The 18,379-nt window shown below is 53.8% G+C and carries 14 protein-coding genes; 2 read left to right on the top strand and 12 right to left on the bottom strand.

Going from position 1 to position 18,379, the window contains the following annotated elements; all coding sequences use genetic code 11:
- Positions 1-3: 3 nt before the first annotated feature.
- From BM029_RS03760 to rfbB, 5 genes are all read right to left on the bottom strand, one after another.
- Complete coding sequence (locus BM029_RS03760) at positions 4-1,275, bottom strand: flippase (RefSeq protein ID WP_092432765.1); 1,272 nt, start codon at positions 1,273-1,275, stop codon at positions 4-6.
- A gap of 273 nt (positions 1,276-1,548) precedes the next feature.
- Positions 1,549-2,451 (bottom strand): dTDP-4-dehydrorhamnose reductase, encoded by a 903-nt coding sequence (gene rfbD, locus BM029_RS03755; protein ID WP_092432764.1) that lies wholly within the window; start codon positions 2,449-2,451, stop codon positions 1,549-1,551.
- Entirely contained in the window at positions 2,448-2,993 is a 546-nt protein-coding gene (gene rfbC / locus BM029_RS03750; protein WP_092432762.1) for a dTDP-4-dehydrorhamnose 3,5-epimerase, read from the bottom strand. The genes rfbD and rfbC overlap by 4 nt, the downstream gene beginning before the upstream one ends.
- 2 nt (positions 2,994-2,995) lie before the next feature.
- Positions 2,996-3,895, bottom strand: a complete 900-nt coding sequence (rfbA, locus tag BM029_RS03745) for a glucose-1-phosphate thymidylyltransferase RfbA (RefSeq protein WP_092432760.1) — start codon at positions 3,893-3,895, stop codon at positions 2,996-2,998.
- The gene (rfbB, locus tag BM029_RS03740; protein WP_092432759.1) at positions 3,895-4,974 is read right to left on the bottom strand and encodes a dTDP-glucose 4,6-dehydratase; all 1,080 of its coding nucleotides are present in this window, start codon (positions 4,972-4,974) and stop codon (positions 3,895-3,897) included. The genes rfbA and rfbB overlap by 1 nt, the downstream gene beginning before the upstream one ends.
- A 385-nt stretch (positions 4,975-5,359) precedes the next feature.
- On the opposite strand from rfbB, the gene BM029_RS03735 reads away from it, so the two are divergent.
- Complete coding sequence (locus tag BM029_RS03735) at positions 5,360-6,193, top strand: symmetrical bis(5'-nucleosyl)-tetraphosphatase (protein WP_092432943.1); 834 nt, start codon at positions 5,360-5,362, stop codon at positions 6,191-6,193.
- A 4-nt stretch (positions 6,194-6,197) separates the two neighbouring features.
- Here BM029_RS03735 and BM029_RS03730 read toward each other — a convergent pair whose 3' ends face one another.
- From BM029_RS03730 to BM029_RS03705, 6 genes are all read right to left on the bottom strand, one after another.
- Complete coding sequence (locus BM029_RS03730) at positions 6,198-6,950, bottom strand: lysophospholipid acyltransferase family protein (RefSeq protein WP_092432757.1); 753 nt, start codon at positions 6,948-6,950, stop codon at positions 6,198-6,200.
- The gene (locus BM029_RS03725; protein ID WP_092432754.1) at positions 6,947-8,236 is read right to left on the bottom strand and encodes a dihydroorotase; all 1,290 of its coding nucleotides are present in this window, start codon (positions 8,234-8,236) and stop codon (positions 6,947-6,949) included. Before BM029_RS03725 ends, BM029_RS03730 begins: the two co-directional genes overlap by 4 nt.
- Before the next feature lie 241 nt (positions 8,237-8,477).
- Complete coding sequence (locus tag BM029_RS03720; RefSeq protein ID WP_092432752.1) at positions 8,478-9,437, bottom strand: aspartate carbamoyltransferase catalytic subunit; 960 nt, start codon at positions 9,435-9,437, stop codon at positions 8,478-8,480.
- Entirely contained in the window at positions 9,430-9,951 is a 522-nt protein-coding gene (pyrR, locus tag BM029_RS03715) for a bifunctional pyr operon transcriptional regulator/uracil phosphoribosyltransferase PyrR (protein WP_092414588.1), read from the bottom strand. The genes BM029_RS03720 and pyrR overlap by 8 nt, the downstream gene beginning before the upstream one ends.
- A 29-nt stretch (positions 9,952-9,980) precedes the next feature.
- Complete coding sequence (gene ruvX / locus BM029_RS03710) at positions 9,981-10,379, bottom strand: Holliday junction resolvase RuvX (RefSeq protein WP_092432750.1); 399 nt, start codon at positions 10,377-10,379, stop codon at positions 9,981-9,983.
- A 39-nt stretch (positions 10,380-10,418) separates the two neighbouring features.
- Positions 10,419-11,078 carry a YqgE/AlgH family protein gene (locus BM029_RS03705; RefSeq protein WP_256381598.1) on the bottom strand — a complete coding sequence of 220 codons (660 nt, stop codon included), beginning with the start codon at positions 11,076-11,078 and terminating at the stop codon, positions 10,419-10,421.
- Positions 11,079-11,209: 131 nt separating this feature from the next.
- Between BM029_RS03705 and BM029_RS03700 the strand changes: the two genes are divergently transcribed.
- Positions 11,210-12,298 carry an RNA-guided endonuclease InsQ/TnpB family protein gene (locus tag BM029_RS03700; protein WP_092432748.1) on the top strand — a complete coding sequence of 363 codons (1,089 nt, stop codon included), beginning with the start codon at positions 11,210-11,212 and terminating at the stop codon, positions 12,296-12,298.
- Positions 12,299-12,426: 128 nt separating this feature from the next.
- Here the strand turns inward: BM029_RS03700 and BM029_RS03695 are convergent, their stop codons facing one another.
- Positions 12,427-18,369 carry a hybrid sensor histidine kinase/response regulator gene (locus BM029_RS03695; protein ID WP_092432746.1) on the bottom strand — a complete coding sequence of 1,981 codons (5,943 nt, stop codon included), beginning with the start codon at positions 18,367-18,369 and terminating at the stop codon, positions 12,427-12,429.
- Between the last annotated feature and the right edge of the window lie 10 nt (positions 18,370-18,379).

Here is an 18,379-nt window from a genome sequence, read left to right as displayed (position 1 = left end):
GTTTCATTTTCTCAAAGTACTTTTTGCGACGCTTTGCAAAATAAATAAATCCATCCCAACCCGTAGCACCCAAATACCTGCGGCCCCCAACAAACCAAAAAATTTCAATGCAATAAGTAACAAGGGCACATATGCAATTAATTCAAAAAAATGGATTAGAGCCGTTGTCCGGACATTTCCAGATGCTTGAATTACAGCAAATGGTATTTGTGCAATGCCGTTGAATAAGATTCCAAAAGCCAGAATCGAGGTTAACATCCACGATTTTTTTGCAAAATCTACTCCCAACCATAATGACAGACCCAAATATGATCCTAATGCAATGATCAAACAAACGGGTATCATGACTTTCACAACAATTAAAACAGATCTTTTATATAAGATATTTGCCACAACTATATCAGTTGAAATTAAAGACGACAATCTCGGAAATAAAGCTGCAGTTAATGCTCCGGGAATAATTAATACTCTTATCAAAGCATCGAACGGCACAGTATAGTAAGCAACAGAGGCGGCACCAATAATTGCAGAAATTAGAAACCGATCTGCAGTAACCATTAAAGGACTAATTATATTTGATATAGTCATCCATATCCCAAACTGCCACAGATCACGAACATGCGCATAGCTAGTTTTTGCGCTTATCCATGTCCAGCCCAATTTTTCTTTAATGGGATAAATGTGTAATACCATATTTAATAAACGGGCAAATACTAAACTTGCCACAGCAATTTCAAGCACTGGACCAAATACGATTATGCTTATCACTGGCAGTCCAAAATTTGCGACACCCAGTAACATCTTCAAAAGGTTTATTTTTTTAAAATCCTCATATCCTTCTAACACACCTCGCAAGCCAGTCGTAATTGTGGTCAAAGGTATGCCAATTGCTGCAATTGCCAAGGAATACACGGCATTTTTTCGCAACAAAATGCTCACATTTAACCATGAGTACCCTAGAGGCGCAGCTAACAATGCCAATATAATTCCGCCAATTATCCCGGCAGCAATGGTAAATACCAAACCTGCTTTAATCAGCTGAGGCAGTTCATGAGTTATTCCTAGTGCACGCTGTGACGCTACTTTTTGAGTAAGTGCACGGCCCAACCCAAAATCAAATAGACTGAAATAACCTATAAGAGCCCAAACGAGAGTCAATATTCCAAAGGCTTCAACACCCAACTCACTCATCAAATATGGAATTGAAAATATGCCCACCAATAGTGGTGCTCCGGTGCCAGCGAGATTCCAAATTGTATTTTTCTTAATTGACATTAAAATTCCGGTAAACTAACAATTTCTACTCTTCTCATTTCTTTAAATAATTGACTTTATTGGAAGAATTATGATTCAATAAAAATCAATTATTTAAGATTAAAAAACAATAACCAACTGTATATAATTTCTAATCAATTAGTCCATTTAACTAATCGATCTCGCCAATTGATATCAATACCGTTTATTAAAATTCGAGGCATCAGCTAGGAATTTCAATCGGGCGAGCCTGCTCAGAATCAAGTATCGTGAGAACAGGCTCAGAAACAGAAATTATTCTTGACACAACTTGAGCGCATTTTCCCAGCTCGGCAAACTGCCGAATGCACTCATTAGTCGTTCGCAGCTCAATACCGAATTTCCCGGACGCTTCGCGGGTAGCGGATAGTCTTGAGTTGTGATTGGGATGACTATCGGTTTTTTGGGAACAGTTGGATGATTAATGACTGCTTGAGTAAATCCGTGCCAGGTTGTTTGACCTTGAGCACTAAGATGATACAGTCCTGAGCAGTCTTGCCATGAATCTTGCAATTTATGACTTGCTTCGTCATGGGATATCGCCACCGAATACGAGGAGTTCAGTTGTGCCACGATATGAGCCGTGGTTTCCGCTATAGTACGGCACCATGTCGGTGAGCCATGCTGGTCTGCAACAATACGCAGTTCGTCGCGCTCTTGCGCTAACCGCAATACTGTTAGCAAAAAATTCTTACCCCGCATTCCATAGACCCAACTAGTGCGCAAGATCAAATGTGGGATGCCAACAGCTTGAATAGCTTGTTCACCTGCGAGCTTCGTTTTCCCATAAACATTGATAGGACAGGTCTTATCATCTTCCGTATAGGCGCCAATCTTGGTACCATCGAATACATAATCCGTAGAGTAATGAATCATTGCTGCACCAAGCTTTTTGGCCTCCTCCGCCATAACCGCAGGAGCATCTCCATTAATACACATCGCAAGCTCAGGCTCGCTTTCAGCTTTATCGACAGCAGTGTAGGCTGCCGGATTGATGATCAGTGCGGGTTTTATCTGACGAATTACCTCGCGCACCTGGTGCAGGTTCGACAAATCCATCTGGCTACGGTCAAGAGCAATGATTTCCCCCAAACCTTGCAGACTACGCTCCAATTCATAACCAACTTGGCCAGTTTTCCCGGTAAGCAAAATTCTCATTCAAATACCTCCGCATCTGCCAATAATTTAGCCTCTTGATCTTTTCCGGACAATAGAGGCGCGTCGTGAACCGGCCAACTTATGGCAATCGCAGGATCGTTCCAAAGAATACTGCGCTCAAATTCAGGTGCCCAGTAATCAGTAGTTTTATAAAGGAATTCCGCAGACTCGCTAGTAACGACAAAACCATGCGCAAATCCTTCGGGAATCCACAATTGACGCTTGTTTTCAGCCGACAGCGTTACGCCGACCCAGTGGCCGAAAGTTGGCGAACTTTTACGCACATCAACCGCAACATCAAACACCTCTCCGGCAACCACGCGCACCAACTTACCTTGCGGCTGACGAATCTGATAATGCAAGCCTCGCAGGACATTCTTAGCGGATTTGGAGTGATTATCCTGAACGAAGCTAGCCTTGAGACCAGTTAGCTCATTGAAACGGCGTTCGTTAAAGCTTTCGTAAAAGAAACCCCGATCGTCACCGAAAACCTTCGGCTCGAAAATCAATACTTCAGGAATATTCGTGGTTTGTACTTGCATGTTTAAAATACCTTATCTTTTAGTAAGCCCAACAAATATTGGCCATACCCGTTTTTCTTCAGCGGTTGCGCCAATTGCTCCAGTTGCTCAGCGCTGATGTAACCCTTGCGATAGGCAATTTCTTCTGGACAAGCGACTTTCAGGCCTTGGCGATTCTCGATCGTGGCAATGAACTGCCCTGCTTCCAGCAATGATTCGTGCGTGCCGGTATCCAGCCAAGCCATGCCTCGCCCCATCAACTCGACATTCAAACGATGCTGCTCCAGATAGACGCGATTGACATCGGTAATCTCGAGCTCGCCTCGCGGCGACGGCTTGATGCCGGCCGCGATATCGCACACGTCGCTGTCATAGAAATAGAGTCCGGTTACGGCGTAGTGGGATTTCGGCTGCGCAGGCTTTTCTTCGATACTTACCGCTCGTCGCTGGTCATTAAACTCGACCACGCCGTAGCGTTCCGGATCATGGACGTGATAGGCAAATACGGTGGAGCCTTCAGTGCGCGCCGATGCTTCGCGTAACTGGCTCTCGAAATCGTGGCCGTAATAGATGTTGTCGCCCAGAATCAAGGCGGACGGTGAGTCGCCGACGAATTCACGGCCGATGATGAACGCTTGGGCCAGGCCATCCGGAGTTGGCTGAACTGCGTAGCTTAACTCTATCCCCCATTGCCGCCCGTCACCCAGCAACTCTTTGAAGCGTGGTGTATCCTGCGGCGTCGAAATAATCAGGATTTCCCGTATGCCGGCCAACATCAGTGTCGTCAGCGGATAGTAGATCATCGGCTTGTCGTACACTGGCAGCAGTTGTTTTGAAACTGCCATGGTGACAGGGTACAGTCGAGTACCGGAGCCACCCGCCAGGATAATTCCCTTGCGGCTTTGCAATGTAGGCGCTGTCATCACTTGACCTCCACCGAATTTTGGCGCTGCTCGTAGTTTTTCTCTACCCATTTCAAATAATCGCCGGACTGGACATTGCTTACCCAATCCTGATTGGCCAGATACCACTGTACTGTCTTGCGAATGCCGGTATCGAAAGTTTCTACCGGCTTCCAGCCCAACTCACGTTCGATCTTGCGAGCATCAATGGCGTAACGGCGGTCATGGCCGGGGCGATCGGTGACGTAGGTAATTTGATCGCGATAGCTGCCGGCCGATTTTGGATCCAGTTCATCGAGGATGTCGCACAAGGTATGCACCACATCCAGATTGGCTTTCTCGTTCCAGCCGCCAATGTTATAGACCTCGCCAGGCTTGCCGGCTTCCAACACGCGACGAATCGCGGCGCAATGATCACTAACGTATAGCCAATCGCGCACTTGCTGTCCGTCGCCGTATATCGGCAATGGCTTGCCTGCGCGAGCATTGGTGATGATCAGCGGGATTAGTTTTTCCGGGAAGTGGTAAGAACCGTAGTTATTGGAGCAATTGGTGGTCAGCGTCGGCAAACCATAGGTATGGTGGTAGGAGCGGACCAGGTGATCCGAGGCTGCTTTCGATGCCGAATATGGACTGTTAGGTGCGTACTGAGTGCTTTCCGTGAACGGTGCGTCAGTGGGCCCCAGCGTGCCGTAGACCTCGTCGGTTGATACGTGCAGAAAACGGAAGGCTGCTTTTTCCGCATCTGGCAGGGCACTCCAATAGGATCGGGTAGCTTCCAGCAGTCCGAAAGTGCCGTTGACATTGGTTTCCACAAAAGCCGCTGGTCCGTGTATGGAACGATCGACATGACTTTCTGCAGCAAAATGGACAATCGCGCGCGGCTTGTATTGCGCTAGAAGAGCGGCAACCTGTGCAGTATCGCCGATATCGCCCTGCACAAAAATATGACGCGGATCCTGGCGAACGCTCGCCAGATTATTCATGTTCCCAGCGTAAGTAAGCTTATCGAAATTAATCACCGGCTCGTCATTTTGCGACAACCAGTCGAGTACGAAATTGGAACCGATAAATCCAGCTCCGCCAGTAATAAAAATCATGTATATGTCCTAAAAATAGAGTTCTGAAGACCATGCGTCGCGAGCGCTAGTTGTTGCGCGCCTCTTCGAAATGACCAAATTCTCGCGTAACCCGACATTATCCACTATTGGCGGCTAATATAAGTTACCTAAACAACATTTAACGGCCTTTAACCCGGCACATATTGGTAAGCCATGTAACATTTTGTTGCAAAACAACAACCTGACAATAGTTGCCTCTTGATTAGTTTCAGACAAATACAAATAGAGGAAGTGCCCCAGCCCGGCCCCCTCAAGCACGACATTAATTTAATACTTGCCTAAAAAACAAAATACCATTGGCGACTAAAAAGCCAGGCAGGCGATCTACAATAACGAACCTCAATTGTTGCAATCGCTACAAAATATGACATCCATCAGCACCACATTATTTGCCATCGGCGACTTGCAAGGCTGCCACCAAAGCCTGCTGGATCTCCTGAAACGCATCGATGCAACCACCCCCGACGCGCGCCTGATCTTCGTCGGCGACCTGGTCAACCGCGGCCCACAGTCACTGGCAACTCTCAGATTGATCCGCTCACTCGGCGATCGCGCACAAGCCCTGCTCGGCAATCACGATCTACATTTGCTGGCCGCAGCACATGGCATCCGCAAACTCCATCGCAGCGACACATTGGATGAAATTCTCAACGCCCCCGATCGCGACGAGTTACTCGACTGGCTGAGACAGTGCCCGCTGGCATTGCTGGAAGACGACCATTTATTTGTACACGCCGGCGCGTTGCCACAATGGTCTGCGGCTAAAACGGTGTCGTTGGCGCAAGAAGTTGAAAGCGTGCTGCGCGGTCCGCATTGGGTGGAGTTTTTGCGTGAAATGTATGGCAACCAGCCGGCGCGCTGGGACGACGCGCTACACGGCAACGACCGCTTGCGCTGTATCGTCAACGCTCTGACCCGCCTGCGCTTTTGCACCGAAGATGGCACTATGGAATTGGCTGCCAAGGAAAGCACTGGCACATCGATGCCAGGTTATTTGCCGTGGTTCGATGTGCCGCAACGGCAAACCCAGGACGTCACCGTGGTGCACGGACATTGGTCAACCCTGGGATTGGTGCTCAGACCGAATTTGATTGGCCTCGATACCGGCTGCGTATGGGGTGGCAAACTGACTGCGGTTCGGCTGGCCGATCGCATGCTGCTTCAGGTCAGCTGCCCGCAGGCGCAACGGCCGGGATAAAACTTCAGGTCCCGACCGCTTCTTTTTCCGTCACGCCCAATGCCTCTGCAATCGAGGCACGGGCGATAACGGCCAGGTCGCGACGATGTAATCCGGTCGTGTCGATAGGCGCCAATTGAATCAGCTCGGCTCGCATGGGAGGCGCTTTCAGAATCGCCAGCATGCTTTGGGCAAATGTCATGTCGCCGATGAAGTCCGCGGCAGGATGCAGCGCTCCGTGTTGATCCAGATAACGCAAGGCGTATGGCTGGACCGGTACTTTCGCATCGAGCGCGGCCTCGAACAGATTGGCGTGAAAAGGCAGGATTGAGCCCTGTGCCGCCGTGGTTCCTTCGGGGAAGAAGGCGACCCTGGCGCCAGCTTCAATACTTGTCACCAGGCCCTGGAATATGCGCCGTACATCACGCTGCTTGCCGCGCGCGATAAAAATCGTGCCGCCTTTTTCACACAACCAGCCGAGCAAGGGCCAGTCGCGGATATCCGACTTGCCCACGAACTGGCAAGTCTGGATCGAGTTGATGACAAAGATATCCAGCCACGACACGTGATTGGCAACGATCAGGGCGCGTGCTGCTGCCACGCTATTTTGCGGATTGCTTAGCGTGACGCGGACGCGGCAGATTGCCAGCAGCTCAACCGACCAACGCCGTATGCGCAACTGCCGCCCCGCCATATCGATCAGCGGAAACACGACCGCGCAAGTCCACAGGCCGACAACCAGATGCATCAGCACCCGTATCAAACGCAAGCCGCTCATACACGTTCGAATGCTATATGACCGGCCACAATCGTGGTCTTCACCCTTCCGCTCAGTTCATACCCGAGAAACGGTGTGTGCTTGCCCTGGCTGGCCAACTCTTTGGCCTCTACTTTCCAGCGCACGGCCGGATCGAAAATGCAGATATCGGCAATACTGCCAACCTTCAGCTGGCCGGCTGGCAAGCCGGCTACACGTGCTGCATCAGTGGTGATTTTTGCTACTGCCCGACTGAGTCTTTCCTGCGCCGGAGACACGCATTCCTCCGCCCATTTCAAAGCTAGCGACAGCAGCAGTTCGAGACCAGTGGCGCCGGGCGTTGCTTCGCCGAACGGCAGCAATTTTTCATCATCGTCGACCGGTGTATGGTCGGAACAGATTGCATCGATGGTGCCATCCAGCAGCGCCTGCCGAATTGCATCGCGATCGCGTTGCGAACGGAACGGTGGCGTCATTCTTGCGTTGGAATCGAAGAAACCGATATCGACATCCGTCATGTGGATGTGATGGGCGCCGACGTCGCAGCTGATCGGCAAGCCTTCTTTTTTGGCGTTCCTGATCAACTCCAAACCCGGTGCCGAAGAAATCCGGCATAGATGCACACGGGCGCCGGTCGCGCGCACCAGTTCAAAAATGGTATGCAGGCGAATCGTTTCTGCCATGGTCGGTACGCCCGACAACCCGAGCCGCGAAGCAACCGCGCCGCTATGCGCAATCCCGCCAAGCCCCAGATAAGGATCTTGCGGACGCAGCCAGACGGTGTAGTCAAAGGTCCGCGCGTATTGCAAGGCACGCAGCAGCACGGTGGTGTCCAGAATCGGCTCTTCGGCCTGGGCGAAACCGATACAGCCGGCATCGGTCAGCTCTGCCATTTCAGTCAGTTCCTTGCCCTTGAGTCCGACTGTCAACGCACCCAGCGGATAGACGTGCGCCTGGTTCAGGCTTTTGGCGCGATGCTTCAGCATTTCCACCAGGCCCGGCTCATCCAGCACCGGATCGGTGTCCGGCGGGCATACCAGGCTGGTGACGCCACCTTGCATGGCGGCCTGCATTTCCGATTCCAGCGTAGCCTTGTATTCGTAGCCAGGCTCACGCAGACGCGCACTCAGGTCGACCAGGCCCGGTGTCACCACCAGGCCGCTGGCATCAATCGTTTTATTAGCAGAAAAATCGGCGGGGGCGGCGCCAACGCCGACGATCTTGCCTGCTGCAATAAACAGATCCTGCTGCGCGTCGATATTGTTTGCGGGGTCGATCAGACGGCCGTTTTTGATGTGAAGTTTCATCTGTAAATGTTATGGCGATTCAATAAATAATTGTCTGGATAAAAGCACGTACGAGTAACGACATGCAGATGCGAACCGACGACATAGTGAACTGGTGTCAGAGTCAACTTTCGCAGGCTTTATCGCGAAACTTGACTCTGACCCCGGTTAGTTCGGGCTGCTTGTCGCATAGACGGTAAAAAAATCGGTGTTGCAATTTTTGCAGGCGCCTGGACGCAACGCGGGCTTATACGCGCTTATTTCAATTCCCTGCCAGAATGCTCATTACCGCCATCCGCACCGCGATGCCAAATGTCACCTGCGGCAGAATCACAGCCTGTGCACCGTCGGCAACTGCGGAGTCGATTTCCACGCCACGGTTCATCGGCCCCGGATGCATCACAATCGCATCCGGCTTGGCCAGTGCCAGACGCTCCGGTGTTAAACCATAACTCTTGAAAAATTCTTGGGCCGATGGCAGCAGCGCCCCGCTCATGCGCTCATTCTGCAAGCGCAGCATGATGATCACGTCAACGCCCTTCAAACCTTCGTTCATGTCGGTGAATACGCGCACGCCCATTTGTTCCAGGCCGCTCGGCAGCAAAGTGCGCGGTCCGATGGCGCGCACTTCCGGCACGCCCAAGGTTGTCAATCCGTGGATGTCTGAACGCGCAACCCGGCTATGCAGGATGTCACCGACAATCGCTACCGTCAGATTGCTGAAATCCTTCTTGTAATGCCGGATCGTGTACATGTCCAGCAAGCCCTGGGTCGGATGCGCATGACGGCCATCGCCTGCATTCACCACGTGGACGTGGTGCTGTTTAGTATCGGTAAGGTGCTTGGCGATCAGGTACGGCGCGCCGGATTGGGCGTGGCGCACTACGAACATGTCGGCATGCATCGCCGACAGATTGTCGATCGTATCCAGTAGCGATTCACCCTTGCTGGCGCTGGAGGCGGAGATATTCAGGTTGATGACGTCGGCCGACAAGCGCTTCGAGGCGATCTCGAAAGTGGTGCGGGTGCGGGTCGAATTTTCAAAAAAAAGGTTGAATACGCTTTTACCACGCATCAGCGGGACTTTTTTTACGTCGCGATCGCTAACGCCGACAAATGACGATGCTGTATCCAGGATGTGGGTCACCACCGAAGTCGGCAATCCTTCTATGGTCAACAGATGTTGCAGTTCGCCGTTTTTATTCAGTTGGGGATTAAGCATTAGAGTGCACCATCAGGGAAAAGCTGCCGTCGTCGGCGCGTTGAAGTTGTAGGGATTGGCCCGGTTGCAGCGTGACCGCATCGGCGACAAAATCGGCTGCCACCGGCAGGTCTCGCTCGCCGCGGTCGATCAGCGCCGCCAGCATGATTTTTGCAGGGCGGCCGTAATCGAACAGTTCGTTGATCGCTGCGCGCGTGGTGCGCCCGGTATACAACACGTCGTCCACCAGCAGGATCGTGGCGCCGTTGACATCGAACGGGAGCTGGGTCGGCTTGATATCGCTACGCAAGCCTTTTTCGGAAAAGTCGTCGCGATAGAACGATACGTCGATAAAGCCAAGGCGTTCGCCCGGATTCAATTGCAAGGCCGCGACCAGGCGTTCGGCGATCCATGCGCCGCCTGAATAAATACCGACTATGGCAACATTGTCGACCTGCGCCAACGCTGCTTTTACTTTCGCCTCAAGCACTTGATACAGTGCTTCGGCATCGAATTGGGGAGTGTTTGTAGTCATTGCATCTTCATCGCAAAATCAGAACAAAATCATTCAGATAAATCGTCAAAATACTGTTGCAGAATAATGGCTGCAGCCTGGTCGTCAATCACTTCTCCGCGCTGCTGCCTGATCACGGCAGACGAGTAGCGCTCATCCACCAGCACCGTGGCAACATCATAGCGGCCATGCAACTGGTTGGCGAAGCGCTGGCAGCGGACAGTCATTTCATGGGTTGCGCCATCAGGATGCAGGGGCAAGCCTACTACGCACAGGACCGGCTGCCATTCCTTGATCAGCACCGCGATTTCGGCAAACTTGCCGTCATTGGTAGCCGCACTGATTACCTGCAACGGTTGCGCCTGTTTCAGCACGGTATTACCAACAGCCACGCCGATACGCTTAAGGCCGAAATCGAAACCCAGCACGGTGCCGGCCAAGCCAGTCATGCCAGGCTCCCAAGCGGGTCATTTTGCCACTCCGGCAACTCACGCACGTCCGGATTCCGCAGTCAGCATATAGGGTGAAATGCCCAGCAGATTGACTGCTGCGGCAAAACGTTCGGCAATCGGCAATTCAAAAATGATGGCGGGATCGGCTGCCACGGTCAGCCAGCCGTTACGGACAATTTCACTTTCCAGCTGGCCGGCGCTCCAGCCGGAACATCCCAGGCTGACCAGGATCCGCTGCGGCCCGTTGCCATGAGCGACTTCCTCCAGCACATCTTTGGAGGTGGTCATGGCAATCTGATCAGTCACTGTCAGTGTTGATGAATACTGTTTGACCGGCATATGCAGTACAAAACCGCGCTCGACCTGGACCGGACCGCCAAACATTACTGGCCGTTCGGCCATCGGATCGTCGAAATCCAGCCCGCTCGCTGCGGGACTGATCTCAAGCTTCAGATCGATACGGTCGAATAACACCTGCATGGTCATATCGGTCGGTTTGTTGATTACCACGCCGAGTGCACCATTGGCATTATGTTCACACAAATAGACCACGGTCCCGCCGAAAACGGGATCCAGCATGGAGGGCATTGCAATAAGGAAATGATTTGTCAGATTCAGGGACGGCGAATCCGCGTCCGCCTTCGCGCCGCTCTTGGGCACGGGAGAATCTTCCGGAGTTGTATCGAGCTTAGCCATAGACGCATTTTATCAGGTTGCGCGTAAAATCCCGTCCTTCAGGTTGGGGATAAAAGCGCGGAAGCGACAGCCTCCTTGCATTTTTCTTTCGCTCCATGATACTGTGCATTCATACAGCAATTCAATATTCCATGGCAAAAGATTCTTCTCCATCAGATGAGGTTGTACGTGTTATTCGGCTCAGGCTGAAGGACAAGCACGCTGCCATCTTGAGGGAGAAATCTTTTTGGGCAAACCAGGTCTGGAATTACTGCAACGAACTCAGTTATAAGGTGTGGCAACGCGAGCGGCATTTCATGTCCGGATTTGATTTCGCCAAATACACCAAGGGCGCCAGCAAAGCCGGTGTTCCGTTGCACTCCCAAACCATCCAGGCAATCTCCGAAGAGTTCGCCGTTCGGCGCAAACAATTCAAAAAGGTGAAGCTGCGTTGGCGCGTCTCCAAAGGATCTCGCCGGTCGCTCGGCTGGATCCCGTTTAAAGCCTCTGCGCTGCAATATCGAAATGGCCAGCTCAAGATGTCAGGGATCGACGCGCCACTGTCCCTGTGGGACAGCTACGGCCTTTCCCAATACGCGTTGGGTGCCGGATCGATTGCGGAAGACGCCCGCGGGCGCTGGTACATCAATATCACGGTCAAAGTGAAGAAGACCGTATCGACTGCCACCAAAATGATCGGTATTGATCTGGGCTTGAAAGAGTTCGCCGCCTTCTCTGATGGCAAGAAAGAAGATTGCCAGCAGTTCTACCGCTTGGCTGAACATCGCCTAGCTGTGGCGCAGCGTGCAAAGAAAAAAAAACTGACCCGGGCGATCCACGCCAAGATCAAAAACAGACGTAAGGATTATCAGCACAAACTGAGCACCGCCCTGGTGGAGCAGAGCGGTGCCATCTTCATTGGCAATGTGAATGCGAGCGGTCTGGCAAAAACCACGATGGCGAAGTCTGTCCTGGATGCCGGCTGGTCACAATTCCGAACCATGCTCAATTACAAATGCATTGGTGCAGGGGTATGGTTCGAAGAGGTCAATGAAGCGTATTCCACCCAAGACTGTTCTGTGTGCAAAACGCGCAGCGGACCGAAAGGTCTGAAAGATCTTGGCATAAGAGAATGGACTTGCAAGGAATGCGGCACCCATCACGACCGCGACGTGAATGCCGCCAGGAACATTCTCCGTCGCGGACGTGCGACGCTAGCAGTAGGAATCCCCGTCGTTTAGGGCGGGGAGGACGTCAACATTTTTGAATGCGCTAAAGCCGCTTTGGCAGGGTGGGTGGGCACTTGTGCCCGCCTATGGAATTAGGCGCGTGAGTGGAAATCATCTCGTCCACGCACGCGCACAAATTGTTATTGCAGGGTACTAGCTTCTTTACTGATATATGACTTGATGGTGCTGATCAATTCATCTTCCTGATACGGCTTGCCCAGATACTCGTTGACGCCCAGCTCCATCGCGTAGCTGCGATGTTTAGCCGCCGTACGTGAAGTAATCATGATGATAGGGATATGACGGGTGCGTTCGTCGTTACGGATATTGCGGCTCAAATCGAAACCATCCATACGCGGCATTTCAATATCCACCAGCATCACGTCAGGTGTAATCGCTTGCAGTTGCTCCAGCGCGTCGACACCGTCTTTGGCCAACACGACCTGGTAACCTTCACGCGACAGCAAACGCTGAGTCACCCGTCGCACGGTCAGAGAATCGTCGACGACCATCACCACACTCTGGCTGCGCAAACCTTGCACGGCCTGAGCAACCTGCGCTGTCTGCAAGACGCCATGCTCGGCGCTGCTGCCCATTTCCGCCACGGCACCCATTACATCATGGGTAGCCATATCCGACTGCCGCGGCGCCCGCAGTTCTTGCGATGCATGTTGCAGCTGCCGCTGCGCCAACGGCACCGGATTCAAGATCAGCACGATATCGCCCGAGCCGAGTACGGTAGCGCCGGCAATCCCGATCATCCGCGACAGTTGCGGGCCGATATTCTTGACCACGACTTCTCGGTTGCCGATGATTTCATCCACATGCAGCGCGACCCGGTCATTGCCGCTGCGCAAAATGATGACAGGTGAATACTGCTGCGCCACCGGCACCATCTCGGCATCGCCCAGCAAGGTCGACAAATACTGCAGCGGCACCTTATGGCCTTGCCAGATCAGCGAGCCATCGTTGTAAGCCGCGGCCAGCGCCTTCGACTTCAATTGCTGCACCTGTTCGACCAGCGCCGACGGCACCGCATAGGTGCTGCCGCCAGTGGTCAACAGAACCACCTGGGTAACCGCCAGTGTCAACGGCAAGTGAATCGTGAAATGCGTACCCTGGCCAGCATCGCTGCTGACGGCAACACGGCCGCCCAGGGAAGCCGCTTCCGAGCGCACCACATCCATGCCGACACCGCGGCCAGCCAGTTCCGTGACATCCGCCGCGGTCGAAAATCCAGGGCGGAAAATCAGGTCGGTGGTTTCCAGGTCGGTTATCTGCTGATCGCTTTCCAGCAAGCCGATCGTGCGCGCCTTGTCGCGAATACGCTGCAGGTTCAAACCCTGGCCGTCATCCGACAATTGAATCAGAATTTCATTGCCGTCCTGACGGATTTCGAGTCTCAACTCGCCGGTTTCGCTTTTGCCGGCGGCGCGCCGCGCTTCACGGGACTCAATCCCGTGAACGATCGCATTACGCAGCAAATGCTCGAACGGACCGATCATTTTTTCCAGCACACTGCGGTCGATTTCAACGTTGCTGCCGCGGATATCCAGGTTGACCCGTTTATCCAGTTCTTTGGCGACCTGGCGCGTCAATCGATACAAACGCTCGGCGATACTCGCAAACTGCACCATACGCACATGCATCAGATCCTGTTGCAGATCACGTGTCAGGCGACGTTGCGTCAACAAGTCGGTGTTGGCGCCATCTACCGTAATGGTCAGATTTTTTTGCAGCGAGGCGACGTCGTTGACGCTCTCGGCCATCATCCGCGTCAGTTCCTGCAAGCGGGTAAAACGGTCGAATTCAAGCGGATCGAATTCGCGCTCGCCGGCCAGCGTCATGCGTGAACTGATCTGCGCTTCTGCCTGGATTTCGATTTCCCGCAACTGGCTGCGCAAGCGGTCGACGTTTTCAGTCAGTTCTGACAGAGACATCTGCAAGGTACCGATACCCGATTCGAGCCGCGAACGTGTAATCGACACTTCACCGGCCTGATTCACCAGCCGGTCCAGCACGTCGGCATTGACACGCACCTGCGACACCAGCCCGGTGGCGCTGGTCACTGCAGGCACCGGCGCCACACCGGGGGCCAGCGACGGCATTACGCTAGGTAAATTGACAGCCGAATGCGCTTCTGGCGTCGCGCCAGACTCAACTGAAGCAACTGGTGCCGCTGGCACCGGCTGCTGCGCTTGCGGATTGCGCAGATTCTCGAACATCTGCGCGCCGCGGTCATAGTGACTCAGCAATTCATCGATGGTCTGGCGGGAAGATGCACCCGCCTGCAGAACCACCTCGATATGGCTTTCCATCTCGTGCATATGCTGGCCAAGCACCATCGCTCCAGCCATGCGGGCGCTGCCCTTGATGGTGTGCAGATGGCGCAGGATTGCTTGCGACGGTTTGACGTCAGACGGGTTCTGCTGCCAGCTGCGCAATGCACTGCCGATTTGCGGCAACATGTCGCTACCCTCTTCCAGAAACACCGGCAACAAGTCGGGATCCAGTTCATCCCGGACCACTAACGCAGGATCGATCTCCTCCGTCGCAGCATCGAACAAATGGGGCACTGCCGCAACAGGATGCTGCGGTGTAACTGACAAAACCGGCGCGATCGATATCGGTTGTACCGGTTGTGCCGGTTGTACTTCGCCTGGTTCGGTGAGTGATCCGAAATGGCTCGCAACTACCGGTTCGGACTCACGTACCGCATTTACTTGCGGCGCTTCCGCCACATCGATATGCGCGATGGTCTCGGCGGCAGGCTCTTGCAGCGTCTCTGCTTCTACGCCACGCGATTCCTGGCCTTGCCACAAACTGTCCAGGCTGCTAACCAGGGCCGGTTCGTAATACGGCATGTCGCCTTGCGTAAATTGCTGCAACATCCATTTGACTCGCTCAACGCTGAGCTGGAGGGTGTCGTAATCGGATCCGTGCAGGCTGCCTGGCTGCAGCGCCATCCGTTGCAGCGCCATCTCCAGCGCATGCGCCACTTCCTGCAAAGGCTTGAAGCCGACCGTGGCGGAACTACCGGCCAGCGAATGCGCCGCATGCACCGACTGGGTCAACACCGGCCGCTCCGGCTCATGCCGCCATTCGGCAAAATCGTGCGACAGATGGCGTACCAGCTGATCGGTCTCGGCCAGATAAATATTGTAGAGCGGCAGGCTGATAGTCAAATCGCCAATTTGCTTGGTGCTGTCATCATGGCGAATTTCCTGCATGCCAGGAAAAGCGATTACCTCGGCGCTGACCGGCTCGGCCTGATGTTCTGGCGTTGCCTCGATAACCGCAGGCTCCGCAATTGCTTCAACATGATCTTCAGACAGAATCTCCGGCAATGGCGCCTGCTCAAGGTCAACTGAATCTGTAGCATGCGCGGCGCTAAAGAAAGCCAGATCGTCGTCGGTCAGCTGGATTTCCTCGGCCTGGAGCGGCACATCCGGCAAATCACCGAACTCATGCAATTCCTCTGGCGCGGCCAACAAAGCCGAAGCGTGAACCGGTACTGTCTCCGCAAATGCCCCGCCGTCGCGAACTCTTGCAGCAGCTTCAGCCAAGGCATCCGGCGTCTGTTGCGACTGTCCGTGCTGCTGAATCTCTTTTACCCAACCATCCAACTGCGTCACAGCGTGGTCCAGCAAGGCATTCAGATCGTCGCTTACTGCGCGCGATTCGGACAACCACAAATTCAATACCTGTTCAACGCTCCAGGCAGCTTCGCCGAAAGCGTTCAAGCCGATCATGCGGCCACTACCCTTCAGGGTATGAAAAGCACGGCGTAGTACGGTTAAAGGCTCTTGCTTATGGGGTGCGTCGTGCAGCAGCGGCAAGGTATTCCTGGCATTCGTCAGGACCTCGTCCGCTTCGGACAAAAAAATCTCACGCAGTTCGGCATCAGCCTCCTCGTCGCTTACTGCAATCGCGGCCACCGGTGCGGCGGCGGCAACTTCTGCCGTGTGTAGCGGCACAATGGTGGTGACAATGTCTGCCATCGATTGCTGCGAGCCGGTAAAATCCGGGTGATCGAGGATATCGATGGCGGCCTGGGCCCGATCGGTAGCTTCCGGATTGTCGCTCAACGCCGCGTCAACCCGCATCTGCACCAGCGACTCTTTCAATTTTTCCTGCAGTTCAGGATCATTCGGCTGCGCGGTCAGCGACAACGCCAGTTCCGCAGATTGCTGCTGATGCTGCAACAACTCATCTTCTACGGTTGCCAACTCGGGCAAGGACGGCAAGCTATCGCCAACGACCGTGTTTGCCACAATCGCATGGCTATCGCCAGCAGATGAAGGCACTATCGGATCGGGTAGCGGCGCCGCCACCATGGCACGCCGTTCCAGCAGGTTGATGCGGAACACGCCAGCGGCTTCATCAAAAGTAAAATGATTGTTTTGCGTATCCGACTGGTGCTGCAAAGTTTCTATAAAGAAGCTGAGCGCGCCGATGTTTTGCGCAATCTGTTCAAACTCTTTTTGTTCTGGAACAACATCACTGCCTTCAGCCGCAAAACGCTGCAGGGTGCTGCGCGTGTGTTCGACCACACGCATGGCGTCGCTCTGTTCCTGGATCGCCAGTGCGCCTTGAATCTGATGCAGCACTTGTTCGATCTGGGTTAATACCTCACGCCGTTCCGGATCGTTGAAAAATTCGTCCAGCATTTTTTCGACCTGGCGCAAGCTGGACAACATTTCAGAGGCCAGCATTTTGACGGTCTGGCGCTGCTGCGCTTCACGATAGATATCGTCAATCCATTGCGCCGGTTTGCCCAGCTTCTCACCGGACACCACCGACAACAGCCGCGCAGTCATCGCATCGGCGCGCTCGGAAAAATTCTCCGGCAGGCGGCTGATGTGGTTCAGCGTATTTTCAATGAACAACAGGCTGGTGGCGATTTCCATGCAGATCGCATCGCCTGGCCGCGAATGTGCAGCGTGCCGCGCTATGCCATTGAGTTCGCGCAGCAGCTTCGACAGCGATGGCGAGTTGAGCTGGCTGCCGGCTTCGCTCAAACCATGCATTTCCTGTTCGAAAGCAGCTGCCGGGCTGGCATCGCCGCTGGCGAGCCGGTCCCACATATTCTTGGCTTGGTTCAGGCGATCTTTGGCAGTGCCCAATGCATCCAGGCTGATCTGACCGTAGTGGCGGATGTTGTAGTCGGCCGGCACCAGGCCGTTCAAGCGATAAGCAACGCGAATCTGGTTTGCCAGCTTGGAGGCTTGTTCAACGCCGGCGATAAAAAACAGGGCGTCCCGCAACAACCGTTCCGAGATACTCGACGAGCCCTGGCTCAGACGTCGCAACTGCAGGTTAATACGGGCAAATAATTGTTTAACGTAGAGTTCGTTGGATATCTGGTCGTTAGCAACCGCTTCCGAGAAGCCGTGCATCACCCACCAGAATGCGCGCGACTGCTGGTTGCGCTGCATTTGCTCGACTTCCGTCACTACCACTTGCATGGCTGCGGCGTTTTCCAGCTCGACCGCCTTGTCGGCGCTTTTCAGGAATGGCAGCAGTGCGCGCTCGAAGCGCTTGCGCAACGGCAGGTAAACTTCGGCGTCGACTGCCGCAACCTGCTCCGCCACAGGAAAGTGGGGGCGAATGGTCAGGTCAGGGAAAAACAGATCGGCCGGGTGGATTCTTTCAGCGCCGCGGATCTCCAGCAACGCCTGATAGTAAGGGAACAAACGCACCGGCTGATGGCTGCCGCCCGCCAATACTTCATCCAGGTATTCGATCAATGCCTGATAGGCGTTGCCGATAACCTGCACATGCTGCTGATTCAGTTCGGCCTGGCCTGACTCGGCACGCTCGAGTATGTCTTCAATGGTTTCGGTGATGATGATGACGCCGTCGATGTCGACCATCTGCAAAGCGCCGTGCGCCTGGTGCAAATAGGTTTTGGCATGGCGGATGGCGGTGGCGTGATCGTCGCTGGTAGCGCCAGTCGCTTGGGACAAGGCGTTACCTGACTGATTCAGCGCCTCGCGAATTTCGCTCATCACCCATGACAATGGTCCGGTATCAAGATGCGTTCGCGCAGAGTCAGCGGTACTGGAAAAATCGGTGGTCATGACTGCCTCG

Origin of the sequence: Collimonas sp. OK607 (genome assembly GCF_900111995.1) — a bacterium.
Classification (GTDB): Bacteria; Pseudomonadota; Gammaproteobacteria; order Burkholderiales; family Burkholderiaceae_D; genus Collimonas.
The sequence above is the reverse complement of the archived record's forward strand: the minus strand, read 5'-3'. Positions and strand labels throughout refer to the sequence as shown.